The organism is Azorhizobium doebereinerae UFLA1-100 (assembly GCF_000473085.1).
Lineage (GTDB): Bacteria > Pseudomonadota > Alphaproteobacteria > Rhizobiales > Xanthobacteraceae > Azorhizobium > Azorhizobium doebereinerae.
The window spans coordinates 1-18075 of record NZ_AXBA01000012.1; the positions used below are offsets into that span (position 1 = coordinate 1).

Genomic DNA, 18075 nt, shown 5'->3' on the forward strand with positions numbered 1-18075 from the left:
AGAAGCCTGATCGCCGATCGGGGCTACGACAGTGCCTGGTTCCGCGAGGCACTGGCCTCCAGGGGCATCAATCCCTGCATTCCTTCATCGCGGAGCCGCAAGCAGCCCTTCCTCTATGACAAATCCCTCTACCGGCAGCGGCACAAGGTCGAGAACCTGTTCGCCAAGCTCAAGGACTGGAGGCGCATCGCCACGCGATACGACCGATGCGCCCACACCTTCTTCTCTGCCATATGCATCGCAGCAGTCGTCATCTTCTGGCTGTGATCAATGAGTCCTGAGCCTAGCCGCCTTCGTGAATTCCTGGTTCTGGCAGACGCTGCAGCTCTGCCTTGCGCTGTTCGGCACCAGCCTCGCCCTTGCCATCCTAGCCGCCACCGCCGTGGACATCATCGAGGAGGTGAGGCGCGAGCGCGACCTCGACATGCTGACCGGCCTGCTGAACCGCCGCGGCTTCGAGAACAGCTTCGCCCACGCCACCGCGCGGCCCGCGCCAGGGGCGCTGATCCTCCTGGACATCGACCGGTTCAAGCGGATCAATGACACCTTCGGCCATAACGCAGGGGACGCGGTCCTGCGCGAGGTCGGGGCGGTGCTCCGCCAGGCCGCGCGCGCATCAGACCTCATCGGCCGTCTGGGCGGCGAGGAGTTTGCGATCTTCATGCCCGAGGTCGGCCTGCCAGATGCGCGCGCCCGCGCGGAGGCGTTCCGGCTCGCCATCTTCCGCCATGCCTTCCCGCTGCCCGGCGAACTGGGCTCCGTTACGGCAAGCTTCGGCGTGGCGGAACTCCAGCCGCACGAGGAGTTCGACGGGCTCTACGGCCGGACGGACCGGCTGCTCTATGCCGCCAAGAGCGGCGGGCGCAATCGCACCGCCTCGGATCTCGATGCGGCCGAGCAGCCGCAGAGTTGAGACGCGCGGCGTCCTTCCCGGAACGCGGCCGGTCAGCGCAGCTTGACGATGGTGAGGCTGTCGGCCTTGGCGCGGATCTTGACGGATTCCTCGCTGCGGGTCAGCGCCTGGGCGATGGCCTTCAGCGACATGCCTTTCTTGGCATAGGTGTGCAGCCGCTGGATCTCCTCATTGGTCCAGGGTTGCCGATGCCGCTCGAACCGTTCCGCCATGGCCTGTTCCGATCTCAAGGTCGCATGCCCGCCCGGAGCGGGGGCGCACCGCGCGGCCGAAGGGCAAACCCGCAGCGCTCAGGGGCGCCATTCCTTCGTCTTGGTCGCGGCCACCTCGGCGGCGCGGCTCTCGTCGATCACCGCGAGCAAGGCCCGCAACGCCTCCGGCACCCCCTGCCCCGACTGCGAGGACAGCAGCAGCGGCTTCTTCTTCGCCGCCCGCTGGAGGCGCTCCTTCTGCTGCTTCAGCAGTTCGGGCGTCAGGGAATCGATCTTGGACAGAGCGACGACCTCCACCCGATCCTCCAGCCCGCCGCCATAGGCGACCAGTTCCTGGCGCACGGTCTTGTAGGCCTTGCCCGCATGCTCGCAGGTGCCGTCCACCAGATGCAGCAGCACACGGCAGCGCTCCACATGCCCAAGGAAGCGGTCGCCGAGCCCGGCGCCCTCGTGCGCCCCCTCGATCAGGCCGGGAATGTCGGCCAGCACGAATTCGCGCCCGTCCACCCGCACCACGCCGAGGCCGGGATGGAGCGTGGTGAAGGGGTAGTCCGCGATTTTCGGCTTTGCCGCCGTGGTGGCGGCGAGGAAAGTGCTCTTGCCGGCATTGGGCAGGCCGACGAGGCCCGCATCCGCGATCAGCTTCAGCCGCAGCCAGATCCACTTCTCCTGGCCCTCGAGGCCGGGATTGGCGCGGCGGGGCGCCTGGTTGGTGGAGGTCTTGAACTCGGCGTTGCCGAAGCCGCCGTTGCCGCCCTCCAGCAGCTTGATGCGCTGGCCCACCTGGGTGAGATCGGCGAGGATGGTCTCGTCATCCACGTCCCGAATCTGGGTTCCCGCCGGCACCTTGAGCACCACGTCCGAGCCGCGCGCGCCGGTGCGGTTCGCACCCATGCCGTGCTCGCCCTTCTTGGCCTTGAAGTGCTGCTGGTAGCGATAGTCGATCAGCGTGTTCAGGCCATTGACGCACTCGATCCATACGTCGCCGCCGCGTCCGCCGTTCCCGCCGTCGGGACCGCCGAACTCGATGAATTTTTCGCGCCGGAACGAGACGCATCCCGCGCCCCCATCGCCGGAGCGCACATATATCTTGGCCTGATCGAGGAATTTCATGGCCGAGGAGGTAGACGCCGCCGGGCTTTCACGCAAGAGCGGCGGTGTGATTGCTCAAGCTTCCGCCAGTGCCTCGGGCTTCGGCACGCCTGCCTGGCCGCGCCCGGTTGAGCTGGGGATGTGCGGCAAGCCAGGCTTTGACCTTTCTCCCGCGCCGGACCAAAAGAAGAACATGAGCGCCTCCATCGTCGATGTCCTGCTGCCGCTCGGGCTCGACGTTCCCTATTCCTATCTGGTCCCCGACGGGCTCGACCTTGTCCCCGGCGATCTCGTCGCCGTGCCGTTGGGATCGCGGCTCGTGGTCGGCTGCGTCTGGCCGCGCGCGGCGGATGCGCCGGAAAAGGCGGTGGATACCTCCAAGCTCAAGGCCGTGCGCAAGAAGCTGGACCACCGTCCCCTGCCGCCCGACCTCATCCAACTGATCGACTGGATGGCCGACTATACGCTCGCGCCGCGCGGCATGGTGCTGCGCATGGCCCTGCGGCACGAGGAGAACCCCGCCCCGCCGCGCGAGCGGGTCGGGGTGCGGGCCACCGGCCACACACCCGAGCGCATGACCGCCGCCCGTGCCCGCCTGCTCCAGGTGATGGCTGACGGCTTCACCCGCGCCAAGCCGGACGCAGCGCGCGAAGCCGGCGTCTCCCCCTCCGTCGTGGACGGCATGGTGGACGAAGGCGCCCTGGAAACATTGGTTCTGCCGCCCGCCCCCGCCGCGGAGACACCGGACCCGGACCACGCCGCCCCCACCCTAAGCGAACCGCAGGCGGAGGCTGCCCAGGCGCTCGTAAAGGCCGTGCGGGCCAAGGCCTTCTCCGTCCACCTGCTGGACGGCGTCACCGGCTCGGGCAAGACGGAAGTCTATTTCGAGGCGGTGGCTGAAGCCGTGCGAGCGGGGCGGCAAGCCTTGATCCTGCTGCCGGAAATCGCCCTCACCCAGGCCTTTCTCGACCGCTTCACCAAGCGCTTCGGGGTGCTGCCGGCGGAATGGCACTCCGGTGTCTCCACCCGGCGGCGCGGGCGGATCCTGCGCGGCGTGGCGGACGGCGACGTCCAGGTCGTGGCGGGCGCGCGCTCGGCGCTGTTCCTGCCCTTCAGGGATCTGGCCCTGACCATCGTCGATGAGGAGCACGACCCCGCCTACAAGCAGGAAGACGGCGTCACCTACCACGCCCGCGACATGGCGGTGGTGCGGGCGCGGTTCACGAAGTCGCCCATAGTCCTCACCTCCGCGACGCCCTCCATCGAGACCGAGGTGAATGCCCGGCGTGGGCGCTACGCGCGCCTCTCCCTGCCGCTGCGCTTCGGCGGCGCCAAGGTGCCGGGCCTGTCGCCCATCGACCTGCGCAAGGACGGCCCGCCGCGCGGCCGCTGGATCGCCCCGCGCCTCCAGGCGGAGATCGCCCAGACGCTGGAGGACGGCGGGCAGGCGCTGCTGTTCCTCAACCGGCGCGGCTATGCCCCGCTCACCCTCTGCCGCTCCTGCGGCGTGCGCATGAAATGCCCGTCCTGCTCCGCCTGGCTGGTGGAGCACCGCTTCCGACGCCGCCTTTCCTGCCACCATTGCGGCTACCAGGCCCCGGTGCCGGAGCAATGCCCCGCCTGCGGCGAGAAGGACAGCATGATCCCCTGCGGCCCCGGCGTGGAGCGCCTCCAGGAGGAGGTGCAGAGCCTGTTTCCGCAGGCCCGCAGCCTCGTGCTGTCGTCGGACATCGGCGGCGTCGAGCGCATGCGGGCGGAACTGGACGCCGTCGCCAAGGGCGATGTGGACGTGGTGGTGGGCACGCAGCTCGTCGCCAAGGGCCACAATTTCCCCGGTCTCGCCCTGGTCGGGGTGGTGGATGCGGATGTCGGCCTCGGCCATGGCGACCCACGGGCGGCCGAGCGCACCTTCCAACTGGTGCACCAGGTGGCCGGGCGCGCCGGACGCGGGTCCACCGAGGGGCGCGGCTTCATCCAGACCCACATGCCGGAGCATCCGGTGATGCAGGCGCTGATGAAGGGCGACCGCGCCGCTTTCTACGAGACCGAGATCGCCGCCCGCGAGGAGGCGCAACTGCCGCCCTTCGGCCGCATGGCGAGCCTCGTCGTCTCGGCCAACGAGGGGCCGGCGGCGGAGGGACACGCCCGGCGCCTGGCGGCCAGCGCGCCGCGCGCGGAGGGCGTGCGGGTGCTCGGCCCCGCCGAGGCCCCGCTGGCCGTCCTGCGCGGCCGCCACCGCTGGCGGCTGCTGGTGCGCGCCCCGCGTGCCTTCGACCTGTCCGGCTATCTGCGCGCCTGGCGCGCGGTGGCACCGCGGGTGACCGGCAATACCAAGGTTTCCATCGACGTGGACCCCATGAGCTTTCTCTGACCCGTTTCCCGCATCCGTGCGCGGGGACTTCCCACGACGACCACCGCGCATTAGCGTCGCGCCGGACACATTGAAGGAAACGCCCTTATGCGGATGGTGATGCGCCTGGCCCTGGTGGCGACCCTCGGCCTCGCGGTTTCAGGCTGCGACCGCTGCGGCGACTGGTTCTGGCAGAAGACCGGCCCGGCCAAGACCTGCTCGGCCGAGCCCAAGGCCCAATAGGCGCCTATTCGTTCGGGTTCGGCACGCTGCCGCGTGCGGCCTTGAGCCGGGCGATCTCGGCGCGGATCGGCGCGAACGGCCCAAGCCGGTGCTGGGCCTCCGGGAAGGCATCCGCATAGGGGCCGTAGGGCGCGTCCACGGGCTTCGCCAGCAGGTCCGGAAAGTCCTTGGCCGTGCCCGTCCGCTGCGGGCGCGGCTGGGAGAGCACGAAGGCCGCCACGTCCCAGGCGTCTTCGGGGCTCAGTTGCGGCATGACCCAGCTGGTGCCGTTGGGCATGTTGTCATGGACGAAGTTCGCCTGGGTGATGAGGCGGGCCATGCCGGCCCCGTCATTGAAGCTGTCCGGACCCCAGAGCGGCGGCACGCCATAACCGAAGCTCGCATCCGCCTCGTTCCGCCGGACGCCGAGACCGTCGCGGCGATGGCATTCCGCGCAGTCACGCGCATAGACCTGTGCCCCCTTGGCCGGATCCGCCGCCCGGTCCAGCTCCGCCATGGCCCCCACGCCGCCGCCGGCAATCCGGGCGTCCGGCGGGATATGCTCGGACAGCACCTTGAGATAGGCGGCGAGCGCCTGCATGGGCCTGGCATCGGCCGGCATCGGCCGTCCGTTCATGCTGCGCGTCATGCAGCTGTTCAGCCGGTCCTCGATGCTGGCGTCGGCGCCGCGGCGGAAGCTGTAGCCGGGATAATCGGCCGACGCCGCCACCAGCGGCAGGCCGAATTTCTTCAGGCCCGCGTTCAGGTGGCAATCGGCGCAGGCCATGTTGTTGCCGGCGAAGCGCTGCGCCGGATCGGGGGCGGCCGGGCCGATATGGGCGGAGGTCTCCTCCAGCACCGAGCGGCCATAGCGCACCAACTGGCCGAACGCCGTATCAGGGAGGCGGTCCACATCCGGCACGTCCCAGACGACGACCGGCCGCCCCGCGCCTGCCCCTTGCGCCCATCCGCTCGCAGCCCCCGCACATACGGAAAACGTGCCCACCACCGCCAACACCAGCATGCGGCCCGATGCCTTCACCCACGCCATGAGATCCCCCGACCCCTTATGTTTGTTGCCTTCCGCGCCCAACACGGCTATAAGCCCGCGTTCTCCGATGGCATGCGCCCCCCTGGAGGCGTGCCTGACGGGAAAGTCAGACGGCCGCGCAAGCGGCCGTTGGCTGTTTTAGACCCAGTCTCAGATTAGGACGAGTGCCATGACCGCCATCAAAGAATTGAAGGCTGTGGCGCGCCCGCGGGCCGGCAAGGGGGCCGCCCGTGAAGAGCGCCGCGCTGGACGCGTGCCCGCCGTGATTTACGGTGAGAAGAAAGAGCCGGTGACCATCTCCTTGAACCACAAGGACCTCACCCGCATCATTTACGCTGGCCACTTCCTGACCACCCTGTTCGAGCTCGACGTGGATGGCACGAAGTACCGCGTGATCCCCCGCGATTATCAGCTGGATCCGGTGAAGGACCTGCCGCTGCACGTGGACTTCCTGCGGGTGTCCCAGGGTGCGCGCATCACCGTTGAAGTGCCCGTGCACTTCGTGAACCAGGACGCCTCCCCCGGCATCAAGACCGGCGGCACGCTCAACGTCGTGGCCCACGCCGTCGAGCTGGAATGCCCGGCGGACGCCATTCCCGACCACATCGAGGCGGACCTGACCGGCCTCGATATCGGCGACAACGTGCACCTGTCCAACATCAAGCTGCCGGCCGGTGTCACCTCCGCCGTCCACGGCGACGACACCCTCGCGACCCTGATGGCCCCGTCGGGCCTCAAGGAAGCGCAGGCCGACGAGGCGGCTGCGGCCGCCGCGGCCACCAAGGCCTGACGCGCCTTTCGGGCCGGGGCTTCCCGTGTTCCTGTTCGCAGGCCTGGGCAATCCCGGCTCGAAATATGCCGGCAACCGGCACAATATCGGCTTCATGGCGGTGGACGCGATCGTCCGCCGCCATCGCCTCTCCCCCTGGCGCCGGCGGTTCCAGGGCGCGGTGAGCGAAGGCGAGATCGCCGGCCAGAAGGTCCTGGCCCTGCTGCCGGAAACCTTCATGAACGAGAGCGGCCGCGCGGTCGCCGAAGCCGCCAAATTCTACAAGATCCCGCTGGAGCGCATCGTCGTGTTCCACGACGAGCTCGACCTGCCTCCCGCCAAGATCCGGGTGAAGAAGGGCGGCGGCAACGCCGGCCACAACGGCCTGCGCTCCATCACCGCCCAATGCGGCAACGATTATTGGCGGGTGCGCCTCGGCATCGGTCATCCGGGCGACAAGTCGCTGGTGCATTCCTACGTCCTGAACGATTTCGGCAAGGCCGAGCGTGACTGGGTGGACGGCGTCTGCACGGCCTGCGCGGATTTTGCCCCCGCGCTCACCGCCGGGAAGGCGGAAGAATTCCAGAACCGCGCGCATCTTTTCCTTGAGGCGCAAGGCTTTGCCGACATCAAGCCGCTGGGCGCGCCCCGCCCCTGACGTGGACGGCTGCGCTGCAACGCGCACTTGACCGCAGCGCACAAAGGCCGAACCTTGCGGAAGAGCGTCCCCGCGTCAGCCCGCCCGCGCCCGTCGAGGCCCGCCCATGAAGAACGTGACGATTACGCTTTCCGACGACCTCGCCAGCCGTGTGCGCCTCGCCGCCGCGCGGGAGGGCAAGAGCCTCTCCAAATTCATCGCCGAACATCTGAGCCGCGCGCTGGGCGGCCACACCGATCCGCTCATTCCCTTCGATCGCTGGCTCGCCGGCCCCGGCTGGGACGCCGGCGCCGGAGACCCGCCCACGCGCGAGGACATCCATGACCGTCCGGTGCTTCGTGGATACGAACGTGCTGATCTACCTGCACGACCGCAGCGCGGCGCGGAAGCGCGCGCTGACGAGGCATAGCCTGCGCTCCATCCGCCGCCACGGTGAACTGGTGGTGTCGCCGCAGGTGATGACGGAATTCTACGGCCTCGCCGCCGCGCGGTTTCCGCTCGCCCCCCGTGATGACATCCGCGATTTCCTGCGCGACCTGCTGCCCGCCTGCCGCACCGAGGGCGCGGGCGAACTGATGGGCACCGCCTGGCGCATCGAGGACCGCTTCCGGTTCGACTGGTGGAACTGCCTCCTGGTGGCGGCGGCGGTGGCGGCGGAATGCCGGCTGCTGGTGACGGAAGCCATCGACGACGGCACCGAGGTGGAGCGCACCACCATCGTCAACCCCTTCACCACCGACATCGAGACAGTTTTCGCCGCTCTGAAGGACCGATGACGGCCCCTCCGGCGCGGATTTCCCCCATCCGGCGGCCCGCGACCTTAACAAATGCGCTCCCGGCCTTTATGGATCGCGCCAAGCTTCAAACGACCGGCTCTTCCAAGAAAGATCGCGCAGCATGGGTTTCAAATGCGGCATCGTCGGACTGCCCAACGTGGGCAAGTCCACCCTTTTCAACGCCCTCACCCAGACGGCCGCGGCCCAGGCCGCCAACTACCCCTTCTGCACCATCGAGCCGAACGTGGGCGAAGTGGCGGTGCCGGACCCGCGCCTCAGCACGCTCGCCGAGATCGCGGGCTCGGGCCAGATCATCCCCACCCGGCTGACCTTCGTGGACATCGCCGGCCTGGTGCGCGGCGCCTCCAAGGGCGAGGGCCTCGGCAACCAGTTCCTGGCCAACATCCGTGAATGCGACGCCATCGCCCATGTGGTGCGCTGCTTCGAGGATGGTGACGTCACCCATGTGGAGGGCAAGATCGCCCCGGTGGACGACATCGAGACCATCGAGACCGAGCTGATGCTGGCCGACCTCGACAGCCTGGAGAAGCGCGCCGCGGCCTTGGAGAAGAAGGCCAAGGGCGCCGACAAGGAGGCCAAGGAGACGCTGGAGCTGATGCAGCGCGCCCTGGTGCTGCTGCGCGACGGCAAGCCGGCCCGCCTGACCGAGGTGAAGCCGGAGGAGCAGCGCGCGTTCGGCATGCTCGGCCTGATGACGGCCAAGCCGGTGCTCTACGTGTGCAATGTGGAGGAAGCCTCGGCCCACGAGGGCAATTCGCTGTCCGCCCAGGTGTTCGCCCGCGCCAAGGAAGAGGGTGCCAAGGCCGTCGTCGTCTCCGCCAAGATCGAGAGCGAGATCGCCATCCTGCCGCCCGAGGAGCAGCGCGAGTATCTGGAAGCCATCGAGCTGGACGAGCCCGGCCTCAACCGGGTGATCCGCGCCGGCTACGAACTGCTGGATCTGGCCACCTATTTCACCGTCGGCCCGAAGGAAGCCCGCGCCTGGACCATCACCAAGGGCACCAAGGCGCCCGCGGCGGCCGGCGTGATCCATTCGGATTTCGAGAAGGGCTTCATCCGCTCGGAAACGATCGCCTACGCGGACTATGTCCAGTACAAGGGTGAGGCTGGCGCCCGCGACGCCGGTCGCCTGCGGCTCGAAGGCAAGGATTACGTCGTCCAGGACGGCGACGTGCTGCACTTCCGCTTCGCCAACTGACGATCGGCCGGGGTGCCGTCCACCGCCCCGGCTTGACCTTCGGTGCCGCAACGACTGAGATCGGGACGAAGCCGGAGGAAGGCATGCCCGAAATCTATTGGGAGGACTTCGTGGAGGGCGACGTGAAGACGTTCGGCTCCCACGAAGTGACAGAAGCGGAGATCATCGACTTCGCCACCGCGTTCGATCCCCAGCCCATGCATCTCGATCCGGCGGCGGGCAAGGCTTCGCTGCTGGGCGGCCTCGCGGCCTCCGGCTGGCATTCCTGCGCCATCATGATGCGGCTGATCTGCGACGGCTTCCTGCTGCGTGCCGCCGGCATGGGCTCGCCCGGTGTCCAGGAAACCGTCTGGCGCGAGCCGATCCACCCCGGCGACGTGGTGACCTTGCGCCGCAAGGTGCTGGAAAGCCGCAGCTCCAAGAGCCGTCCGGAGATCGGCCTCGTCACCTTCCGCTTCGAGCTCCTGAAGCCGAAGGGCACGGTGGCCATGGACCAGACCGTGGTCATCATGTTCTCGCGGCGCAATCCGGGGGCGCGACTGGCATGAGATTCTTCGAGGATACCGAGATCGGCAGCCGCCAGATCCTGGGCGCCCACCATTTCACCCGCGAGGAGATCATCGGCTTCGCGCAGAAGTTCGATCCGCAGCCCTTCCACGTGGATGACGAAGCCGCCCGGCGCAGCCTGTTCGGGGCTCTGTGCGCTTCCGGCTGGCACACCGCCGCCATGTGGATGCGCTGCTTCGTGGACCACCAGATGCAGGCGATGGCGCAGGCCAAGGCCGCCGGCCAGACCCCGGCCACCTTCGGGCCTTCGCCGGGCTTCAAGAACCTGCACTGGCTGAAGCCCGTCTATGCGGGCGACACCATCACCTATGCCACCGAGGTCAAGGACAAGCAGGTGAGCAAGAGCCGCCCGAAATGGGGCCTGCTGACCGCCTACAACACCGGCACCAACCAGCATGGCGATCTGGTGATCGATTTCGAAAGCGTGGTGTTCCTGGAGCGCCGCTCGGTCTGACCGGCGCCCCAGGCATCACGAGGCGATGGCCGCTCAGATGTTGAGATTGGCCATCACCGGCTCCGGATAGCGCGTGCCCGCAACCGCCGCGGGCGGGAACATGGCGTCGAGTTCCGCCACCTCCGCCGCCGACAGGCGGATCGCCGTGGCGGCCGCATTCTCCCGCAGATACTTCACCCGCCGCGTGCCGGGGATCGGGATCACGTTCGCCTGCTTGTTCAGGATCCAGGCGAGCGCGATCTGCGCCGACGTGGCCTTGCGGGCGGCGGCGAAGGCGGCGAGAGCCTCCGCGAGGCGCCGGTTCTGCTCGAATGCCGCGCCCTGGAAGCGCGGGTTGTTGCGGCGGAAGTCGTTCTCCGCCAGGCCGTCGAGGCTGGTCACGGCGCCGGTGAGGAAGGCCCGCCCGAGCGGGCTGTAGGCGACGAAGGAGGCGCCCAGTTCCGCGCACGCGGCCAGCATCCCCTCCTCGGGATCGCGGGTCCACAGGGAATATTCGGTCTGCACCGCGCTGATCGGATGCACCGCCGCCGCCCGCCGCAGCGTCGGAACCGCGCATTCGGACAGGCCGAGGAAGCGCACCTTGCCCTCCTCCACCAGCCTCTTCATGGCGCCGACCGTGTCCTCGATGGGGGTCTTCGGGTCCACGCGGTGCTGGTAATAGAGATCGATCGTCTCGATGCCGAGACGCTTCAGGCTGGCCTCGCAGGCGCTGCGCACATAGGCCGGGCTGCCGTCGATGCCCAGGCGTTCGCCGTTCGGCCCGCGCACGTTGCCGAACTTGGTGGCGAGCACGACCTTGTCGCGCTTGTCGGCGAGAAAGCGGCCCAGCAGCCGCTCGTTATGGCCGGTGCCGTACATGTCGGCGGTGTCGAACAGGGTGATGCCGGCTTCCAGCGCGGCTTCCAGGGTCTCCAGCGACTGGTCGTCGTCGCTGGCCCCGTAGAATTCGGACATGCCCATGCAGCCGAGGCCGATGGCGGACACGGAAATGCCGGTGCGACCGAGCGGACGGTGGTCCATGGTTCGCCTCATATGTCGGTATGTCAGGAAAAGCACGTCGGACAGGACGTCGCCAACGCCCGGAAGCTAAACTTGCGTGGCCCTCGCCGCAACCGCCTTCACAACCCCTTCGGCCCGCCTTCCCTTGCCGCAGATCGCCCCGGCTGCTAAGAGCCCCCTCATCGCGCGTGAATGCGCGTCCCTTTCAGCTTCAAGATATACAGGACGGTCATCATGGCGATCGAGCGCACTTTCTCGATCATCAAGCCCGACGCGACGCGTCGCAACCTCACCGGCGCGATCAATGCGGTCATCGAGAAGGCCGGCCTGCGCATTGTCGCCCAGAAGCGCGTCCTGCTGACCCAGGCGCAGGCTGAGGCTTTCTATGCCGTGCATCGCGCGCGCCCCTTCTTCAACGACCTCGTGTCCTTCATGATCACCGGCCCCGTCGTGGTGCAGGTGCTCGAAGGCGAGGGCGCGATCGCGAAGTATCGCGACGTGATGGGCGCCACCAACCCGGCCAATGCGGCCGAAGGCACCATCCGCAAGCTGTTCGCCGAATCCATCGAGGCCAACTCGGTCCACGGCTCCGACAGCGCCGAGAACGCCGCGATCGAGATCGCGCAGTTCTTCTCGCAGAACGAGATCGTCGGCTGACGTGAACTCAGGCGCGGCAGGGCAAGCTTCGCCGCGCCTGGATTTTCGCACCGGACCGCCACGCGGAATGTCCGGTTTTGATTGTTTCCGCCCAGGGCTTCCCTTAGCCTGACGTTGGGGTATGTATCCCCAAACGGGGGCTGGGCGCCAGGCACCCCAAGACCTGATGCTTGAGGGAGGGCCATACGCATGCTTTTCAGCTCGCCCGAATTTTGGATCGCCTTCGTCCAGATCATCTGGATCAACGTGCTGCTGTCCGGCGACAACGCCGTGGTGATCGCCATGGCCTGCCGCTCGCTGCCGGACCGGGCGCGAAAGTGGGGCATCGTCCTCGGCTCGGGCGTGGCCGTCGGCCTGCGCATCGTTTTCACCGGCATCGTCGCGACCCTGCTCGCCCTGCCCTGGCTGAAGGTGGTGGGGTCCCTCGCGCTGTTCTACATCGCCGTGGATCTCGCCCTGCCCAATGAGGACGGCGAGGAAGCCGTGCAGGCCAGCGAAAGCCTGTGGCGGGCCGTGGGCACCGTGGCCCTGGCCGATGTCTTCATGAGCCTCGACAACGTGGTCGCGGTGGCTGCCGTCGCCCATGGCGACCTGCTGCTGCTGGCCCTTGGCCTCGCCATCTCCATTCCGCTCATCGTCGCCGGCTCGTCGCTGGTGATGACCCTGCTGGATCGGTTTCCCATCCTTGTCTGGGCCGGCGCGGCGCTGCTGGGCTGGGTCGCGGGTGAGATGCTCCTGAGCGACACCGCCATCACCAGCCGCATCGGCGGCGTCGAAGTGGCGGCCCATTGGTCGCACATCACAGCCGCTGCCGGCGCCGCGTTCGTCGTGGTCGTCGCCTGGAGCTGGAGCCGCCTGCGCGGACGCAACCACCCCCGCAACGCCGCTTAGCCATCGCGCCACCCCTCAGGGGCAGCATTTCGTTTCGGACAGATCACATGACGCAACGTCACACTCCTTCAGGGGGATCGTGGCGCGAACGTCGTAAGAGGATGTGGCATGGATTTCGATAGTCCCACCTTCTGGCTTTCCCTGCTTCAGATCATCTGGATCGATCTGCTCCTCTCCGGGGACAATGCGGTGGTGATCGCCCTCGCCTGCCGCTCGCTTCCGCCGGGACAGCGGCGCTGGGGCATCCTGCTGGGCGCCGGGGCGGCGGTCGGGCTGCGCATCGTCTTCGCCCTCGCCATCTCCTATCTGCTCGGCGTGCCGCTGCTGAAGATCGCCGGCGGCCTGCTGCTGCTGTGGATCGCGGTCAAGCTGGTACTGACCGAGGAAGAGAGCGCCCACACCATCGCCGCCGCCGACAGCCTCTGGCGGGCCGTGCGCACCATCGCCATCGCCGACGCGGTGATGAGCCTGGACAATGTGGTGGCCATCGCCGCCGCATCCCGCGGCCATCCGGAGCTGTTCATCTTCGGCCTGCTGCTGACCATCCCGCTGATCGTGGCCGGCTCTCAGTTGGTCCTGGCCCTGCTCCAGCGCCTGCCGGCCCTGGTATGGGCGGGCGCCGCCCTGCTCGGCTTCATCGCCGGCGAGATGCTGGTGAGCGACGTCGTGTCCGTGGACCTGCTGCGCGGCATCGACCCCCATTGGGTGAAGGCTGACGAGGAGGCACCGGGCGGCGTCGGGCCGGCCAAGCTGCCGCATTACGTGGCCGGCGGCCTCGGCGCCCTGTTCGTGCTGGCGTTCGGCTTTGCCCTGCGCGGACGGCGCATGGCGGCCCACAACGCATAAGGCGAAGGCGGTGCCTGCACCGCCTCTGTCCCCGCCCGGCCCGGCGGGTGTCTTCGCAAGCCGGCTTCGCGCTATAAGGATGGCGAGGAGCCCCGCTTATGAACCAGCACGTCCCCGCCCGGGCGGCCCAGACGCTGATGCGCGCGTCCGCCTGCCCGCATGATTGCCCGTCCACCTGCGCCCTTGAAGTTGAGGTGCTGGACGGCAGCCGCATCGGCCGGGTGCGCGGGGCCAAGGACAACAGCTACACGGCCGGCGTCATCTGCGCCAAGGTGGCCCGCTATGCCGAGCGTATCGATCATCCCGAACGGCTGATGCACCCGCTGCGCCGGGTGGGACCGAAGGGCTCAGGTCAGTTCGAGCGCATCTCCTGGGACGAGGCGCTGGACCGGGTGGCCGAGGGCCTGCTGGCCGCCGAGCGCACCCACGGCGCGGAAAGCGTGTGGCCCTATTATTATGCCGGCACCATGGGCCTCGTGATGCGCGACGGCATCAACCGGCTGACCCACGCCAAGAAATACTCCCGCTTCTTCTCCAGCATCTGCGTGAACCCGGCCTGGAGCGGCTATATCGCCGGCACCGGCCGCCTCGGCGGCGCCGACCCGCGCGAAATGGCCGTTTCCGACCTTGTCGTCATCTGGGGCACCAATGCGGTGGCCACCCAGGTCAATGTGATGACCCACGCGGTGAAGGCGCGGAAGGAGCGCGGCGCGAAGATCGCGGTGGTGGACGTCTATCGCACCCCCACCATGGAGCAGGCGGACATCCCGCTGCTCATCCGCCCCGGCACCGACGGCGCGCTCGCCTGCGCCGTCATGCACGTGCTGTTCCGCGACAATCGCGCGGACCGGGCCTATCTCGCCCGCTACGCCAACGATGTCGCGGAATTCGAAGCCCACCTCGCGACCCGCACGCCGGCCTGGGCGGCGGCCATCACCGGCCTGCCGGTGGATGAGATCGAGGCCTTCGCCAAGCTCGTCGGCGAGACGCCGCGCAGCTTCTTCCGCATCGGCTACGGCCTCTCCCGCAGCCGCAACGGCGCGGTCAACATGCACGCCATCGCCTCCATCCCGGTGGTTTCAGGGGCTTGGCAGCACGAGGGCGGCGGCGCCTTCCATTCCAATTCCGGCATCTTCCGCACCCGCAAGACCATGATCGAGGGCCTGGACATCCTCGATCCCAAGGTCCGCCAGCTCGACCAGTCGCGCATCGGCGCGATCCTCACCGGCGACCCGGAGGTGCTGGCGGGCGGGCCGCCGGTCACCGCCATGCTGATCCAGAACACCAATCCCATGAGCATCGCCCCCGACCAGGAGCGGGTGAAGCGGGGCTTCGCGCGGGACGACCTGTTCGTGGCGGTGCACGAGCAGTTTCTCACCGAGACCGCCCGGCAGGCGGACATCGTGCTGCCCGCCACCATGTTCACCGAGCATGACGACCTCTACCAGGGCGGCGGCCACCAGCACCTGCTGCTGGGGGCCAAGCTGGTGGACCCGCCGGGCGAATGCCGCTCCAACCACGCGGTCATCGGCGAGATCGCCAAGCGCGTGGGCGCCGAGCATCCCGGCTTTTCCATGAGCCCGCGCGAGCTGATCGACTGGACGCTGAACGCGTCCCAGCGCGGCTCGCTGGCGCACCTGGAGGCGGCGCGCTTCCTCGATATCCAGCCAGATTTCGAGAGCGCCCATTTCCTCACCGGCTTCGGACACAAGGACGGGCGCTACCGCCTGAAGCCCGACTGGCGCCGCCCGCCCATCCCCTCCCCGGCGCTGTTCGGCCCGTGGGAGGAGATGCCGGAATTCCCCGACCATTGGGCGGTGATCGAGGAGGCGACGCTGGAGCATCCGTTCCGTCTGGTGACAGCCCCGGCGCGCAACTTCCTCAACTCCACCTTCAACGAGACACCCACCTCGATGAAGCGCGAGGGTGGGCCGACGCTGCTCATCCATCCGGAAGATGCTGCGGCGCGCGGCATCGCGGCGGGCGATCGCGTGGAGGTGCGCAATCCGCGCGGGGCGGTGGTGCTTCAGGCGCGGCTGTTCGACGGGCTCCGGCGCGGCGTCGTGGTGGCTGAGCAGATCCACCCGAATTTCGCCCATGAAGGCGGGCGCGGCATCAATTCGCTGACCGGCGCCGATCCGGTGGCGCCGGTGGGCGGGGCGGCCTTCCACGACAACCGTGTGGACGTGGTGCGGCTGGATCCTGCCGCCTGAAGCGCGGGCGCCGCAGGCTCAGACCCGCGGCACCACCAGCACGTCGCGGGGCGGGCGCTCGCCCTCCACGACGGTCCGCTCATTCTCCACCTTCAGGCGGCCCGAGGCCAGCAGCGCGAGACCCTTGGGATAGATCACGTGCTCCTGCTCCAGCACGCGGGCGGCCAGCGCATCCGGCGTGTCGTCGCCGCGCACGGGCACGGCGGCCTGGAGGATGATCGGCCCCTCGTCCATCTCGGCGCGGACGAAATGCACCGTGCAGCCATGCACGCGCACGCCCGCCCCAAGGGCGCGGGCGTGGGTGTCGAGCCCCTTGAAGCTCGGCAGCAGCGAGGGATGCACGTTGATCATGCGGTCGCGCCAGCGCTCCACCAGCCAGGGGGTGAGGAGGCGCATGAAGCCGGCGAGGCAGATGATCTCGATGCCGGCGATGCGCAGATTGGCGTCCAGCGCCGCGTCGAACGCGATGCGGTCGGCAAAATCCCGGTGGCTGAGCACCAGCGTCTCGATGCCGTGCTCCCGCGCGAAGTCGAGGCCCGCCGCATCGGCGCGGTTGGACAGCACGAGCGCGATCTCGGCCGGAAAATCAGGATCCTGCGCGGCCTTCACCAGCGCGGCCATGTTCGAGCCGCGCCCGGAGATGAGCACGGCGGTGCGCTTGCGCCCGCTCATGCCGCACCGAGGGCGAGTTCGCCGTCATAGGTGACGTGGGGCGCGCCCGCGCCGGGCTCGATGGTGCCGAGGCGCACCACGCATTCGCCCGCATCGCCGAAGGCGTCGGCCACCGTCTCCTCGTCCTCGGCGGCGACCACCACGGCCATGCCGATGCCGCAGTTGAAGGCGCGCAGCATCTCCTCCGGCGCCACGCCGCCGGTTGCGGCGAGCCAGCGGAACACCGGCGGAACGATGAGATTGGTCAGGTCCACGCGGGCGAGCGTGCCCTGCGGCAGCACGCGGGGCAGGTTTTCGGTGATGCCGCCGCCGGTGATGTGGGCCAGCGCCTTGATGCCGCCGGTGCCGCGCAGCACCTTCAGCACGCTCTGCACATAGAGCCGGGTCGGCTCCAGTAGCGCCGCGCCGAGGCTGCGCTCGGGCGCGAACGGCGCGGGAGCGTCCCAGGGCAGGCCCGAGCGCTCGACCACGCGGCGCACCAGGGAATAGCCGTTGGAATGCACGCCCGAGGAGGTGAGGCCGAGAATGACGTCGCCCGCCGCCACGCCCGGCCGCGGCAAGAGCGCATCGCGCTCGACCGCGCCGACCGCAAAGCCGGCGAGGTCGTAGTCGCCGTCCTTGTACATGCCGGGCATCTCGGCGGTCTCGCCGCCGATGAGGGCGCAGCCGGACTCCTTGCAGCCACGCGCCACGCCGGCGACAATGTGGGCGCCCACCTCCGGCGACAGCCGGCCGGTGGCGAAATAATCCAGGAAAAACAGCGGCTCAGCGCCCTGAACGATCAGATCGTTGACGCACATGGCCACGAGATCGATGCCGATGGTCTGGTGCTGCCCGGTTTCGATGGCGATCTTCAGCTTGGTGCCGACGCCATCGGTGGCGGCCACCAGCAGCGGATCGGAAAAGCCGGCGCGCTTGAGATCGAAGATGCCGCCGAACCCGCCGATGTCGGCGTCGGCGCCGGGGCGCGCGGTGGCTTTCACCAGCGGCTTGATGAGATCGACCAGCCGGTTGCCGGCGTCGATATCCACGCCTGCATCGCGATAATTGAGACCGTCCTGCGCCATTCCATCCTCGCGCCGTCCACGCGGCGGGTCTTTGCCCGCGTGCGCCAAGCGCGCGGCTTAGCCGCGAACCGCGCGCGAGGCAAGGCGCGGCTTTGCAGGGCATGCCCGAGCATAGCGCAATGATCCCCCGATGCCGGCACCGGCCGGCGGCGCCCATTCGCGGCCGGTAGCGCTGCCTCCGGGGAACGCCCCTCTGCGGCGGGCACCGCAGGCCAGTTGCCGGGCCGCCGAGAAATCTGCCCGCTTGGCCGAGACGCCCGCGCCGGGTCAGCCATGTATTTCAAAATGTAACAGCCCGCGGCAACCGCCGTTTCTCCGCGAAATGCCCGGCACGGCAAGATTTGTCCGCGCGAGATAGCGAGCGCTGTTTCGAGCCCGCAACAATCCGGCCAATTTTGGCGCGGGCAGACACGCCGGCCCCCGCTGACGCTGCGCCAGTGACGTGAT

The 18075-nt window shown here is 68.7% G+C and carries 21 protein-coding genes; 15 read left to right on the forward strand and 6 right to left on the reverse strand.

The genetic code is table 11. The annotated features are described in order from the left end of the window. The coding region (locus YU1_RS0109915; protein ID WP_029003930.1) for an IS5/IS1182 family transposase at window positions 1–267 on the forward strand (267 nt) is incomplete at its 5' end. Window positions 268–295: 28 nt separating this feature from the next. After that, on the forward strand, window positions 296–913 hold the full coding sequence (locus YU1_RS28870; RefSeq protein ID WP_051356708.1) for a GGDEF domain-containing protein: 618 nt from the start codon (window positions 296–298) through the stop codon (window positions 911–913). 32 nt (window positions 914–945) lie between these two features. Here the strand turns inward: YU1_RS28870 and YU1_RS0109925 are convergent, their stop codons facing one another. Both YU1_RS0109925 and obgE read right to left on the reverse strand, forming a co-directional pair. Next, window positions 946–1125: a hypothetical protein gene (locus tag YU1_RS0109925; protein ID WP_029003931.1), complete on the reverse strand. Its 180-nt coding sequence runs from the start codon at window positions 1123–1125 to the stop codon at window positions 946–948. 78 nt (window positions 1126–1203) lie between these two features. Then, complete coding sequence (obgE, locus tag YU1_RS0109930) at window positions 1204–2238, reverse strand: GTPase ObgE (RefSeq protein ID WP_029003932.1); 1035 nt, start codon at window positions 2236–2238, stop codon at window positions 1204–1206. 172 nt (window positions 2239–2410) lie between these two features. Between obgE and YU1_RS0109935 the strand changes: the two genes are divergently transcribed. Both YU1_RS0109935 and YU1_RS34715 read left to right on the forward strand, forming a co-directional pair. Continuing rightward, window positions 2411–4588 (forward strand): primosomal protein N', encoded by a 2178-nt coding sequence (locus YU1_RS0109935; protein WP_029003933.1) that lies wholly within the window; start codon window positions 2411–2413, stop codon window positions 4586–4588. An 87-nt stretch (window positions 4589–4675) separates the two neighbouring features. Beyond that, on the forward strand, window positions 4676–4810 hold the full coding sequence (locus YU1_RS34715; RefSeq protein ID WP_280790709.1) for a hypothetical protein: 135 nt from the start codon (window positions 4676–4678) through the stop codon (window positions 4808–4810). 4 nt (window positions 4811–4814) lie between these two features. On the opposite strand, the gene YU1_RS28875 is transcribed toward YU1_RS34715, so the two are convergent. Continuing rightward, entirely contained in the window at window positions 4815–5840 is a 1026-nt protein-coding gene (locus YU1_RS28875; RefSeq protein ID WP_156922030.1) for a c-type cytochrome, read from the reverse strand. Window positions 5841–6009: 169 nt separating this feature from the next. Here YU1_RS28875 and YU1_RS0109950 point away from each other — a divergent pair, with 169 nt between their 5' ends. The 7 genes from YU1_RS0109950 to YU1_RS0109980 all read left to right on the forward strand — a co-directional run bounded on the left by YU1_RS0109950 (window position 6010) and on the right by YU1_RS0109980 (window position 10283). Further along, window positions 6010–6630 carry a 50S ribosomal protein L25/general stress protein Ctc gene (locus YU1_RS0109950; RefSeq protein WP_029003934.1) on the forward strand — a complete coding sequence of 207 codons (621 nt, stop codon included), beginning with the start codon at window positions 6010–6012 and terminating at the stop codon, window positions 6628–6630. 25 nt (window positions 6631–6655) lie between these two features. Further along, window positions 6656–7267 carry an aminoacyl-tRNA hydrolase gene (gene pth, locus YU1_RS0109955; protein ID WP_029003935.1) on the forward strand — a complete coding sequence of 204 codons (612 nt, stop codon included), beginning with the start codon at window positions 6656–6658 and terminating at the stop codon, window positions 7265–7267. 106 nt (window positions 7268–7373) lie between these two features. Next, window positions 7374–7676 (forward strand): ribbon-helix-helix protein, CopG family, encoded by a 303-nt coding sequence (locus YU1_RS28880; RefSeq protein WP_051356709.1) that lies wholly within the window; start codon window positions 7374–7376, stop codon window positions 7674–7676. After that, on the forward strand, window positions 7588–8043 hold the full coding sequence (locus YU1_RS0109965) for a PIN domain-containing protein (RefSeq protein WP_156922032.1): 456 nt from the start codon (window positions 7588–7590) through the stop codon (window positions 8041–8043). The genes YU1_RS28880 and YU1_RS0109965 overlap by 89 nt, the downstream gene beginning before the upstream one ends. A gap of 121 nt (window positions 8044–8164) precedes the next feature. Continuing rightward, window positions 8165–9262 (forward strand): redox-regulated ATPase YchF, encoded by a 1098-nt coding sequence (gene ychF / locus YU1_RS0109970; RefSeq protein WP_029003937.1) that lies wholly within the window; start codon window positions 8165–8167, stop codon window positions 9260–9262. Window positions 9263–9345: 83 nt separating this feature from the next. Continuing rightward, window positions 9346–9810: a MaoC family dehydratase gene (locus YU1_RS0109975; RefSeq protein ID WP_029003938.1), complete on the forward strand. Its 465-nt coding sequence runs from the start codon at window positions 9346–9348 to the stop codon at window positions 9808–9810. After that, window positions 9807–10283: a MaoC family dehydratase gene (locus YU1_RS0109980; RefSeq protein WP_029003939.1), complete on the forward strand. Its 477-nt coding sequence runs from the start codon at window positions 9807–9809 to the stop codon at window positions 10281–10283. The genes YU1_RS0109975 and YU1_RS0109980 overlap by 4 nt, the downstream gene beginning before the upstream one ends. A 33-nt stretch (window positions 10284–10316) precedes the next feature. On the opposite strand, the gene YU1_RS0109985 is transcribed toward YU1_RS0109980, so the two are convergent. Beyond that, complete coding sequence (locus tag YU1_RS0109985; RefSeq protein ID WP_029003940.1) at window positions 10317–11303, reverse strand: aldo/keto reductase; 987 nt, start codon at window positions 11301–11303, stop codon at window positions 10317–10319. A 213-nt stretch (window positions 11304–11516) separates the two neighbouring features. On the opposite strand from YU1_RS0109985, the gene ndk reads away from it, so the two are divergent. From ndk to YU1_RS0110005, 4 genes are all read left to right on the forward strand, one after another. After that, window positions 11517–11939, forward strand: coding sequence for a nucleoside-diphosphate kinase (ndk, locus tag YU1_RS0109990; RefSeq protein WP_029003941.1), 423 nt, complete (start codon window positions 11517–11519; stop codon window positions 11937–11939). Window positions 11940–12128: 189 nt separating this feature from the next. Beyond that, window positions 12129–12830 (forward strand): TerC family protein, encoded by a 702-nt coding sequence (locus YU1_RS0109995; protein ID WP_029003942.1) that lies wholly within the window; start codon window positions 12129–12131, stop codon window positions 12828–12830. Between the two features lie 108 nt (window positions 12831–12938). After that, window positions 12939–13676 (forward strand): TerC family protein, encoded by a 738-nt coding sequence (locus YU1_RS0110000; RefSeq protein ID WP_029003943.1) that lies wholly within the window; start codon window positions 12939–12941, stop codon window positions 13674–13676. Between the two features lie 98 nt (window positions 13677–13774). Continuing rightward, window positions 13775–15889: a molybdopterin-containing oxidoreductase family protein gene (locus YU1_RS0110005; protein WP_029003944.1), complete on the forward strand. Its 2115-nt coding sequence runs from the start codon at window positions 13775–13777 to the stop codon at window positions 15887–15889. A gap of 18 nt (window positions 15890–15907) precedes the next feature. On the opposite strand, the gene purN is transcribed toward YU1_RS0110005, so the two are convergent. Together purN and purM are read right to left on the reverse strand one after the other, a co-directional pair. Next, a complete protein-coding gene (purN, locus tag YU1_RS0110010) occupies window positions 15908–16561 on the reverse strand; it encodes a phosphoribosylglycinamide formyltransferase (RefSeq protein WP_029003945.1) in 654 nt (217 codons plus the stop codon). Next, complete coding sequence (gene purM, locus YU1_RS0110015) at window positions 16558–17628, reverse strand: phosphoribosylformylglycinamidine cyclo-ligase (RefSeq protein WP_029003946.1); 1071 nt, start codon at window positions 17626–17628, stop codon at window positions 16558–16560. The genes purN and purM overlap by 4 nt, the downstream gene beginning before the upstream one ends. Between the last annotated feature and the right edge of the window lie 447 nt (window positions 17629–18075).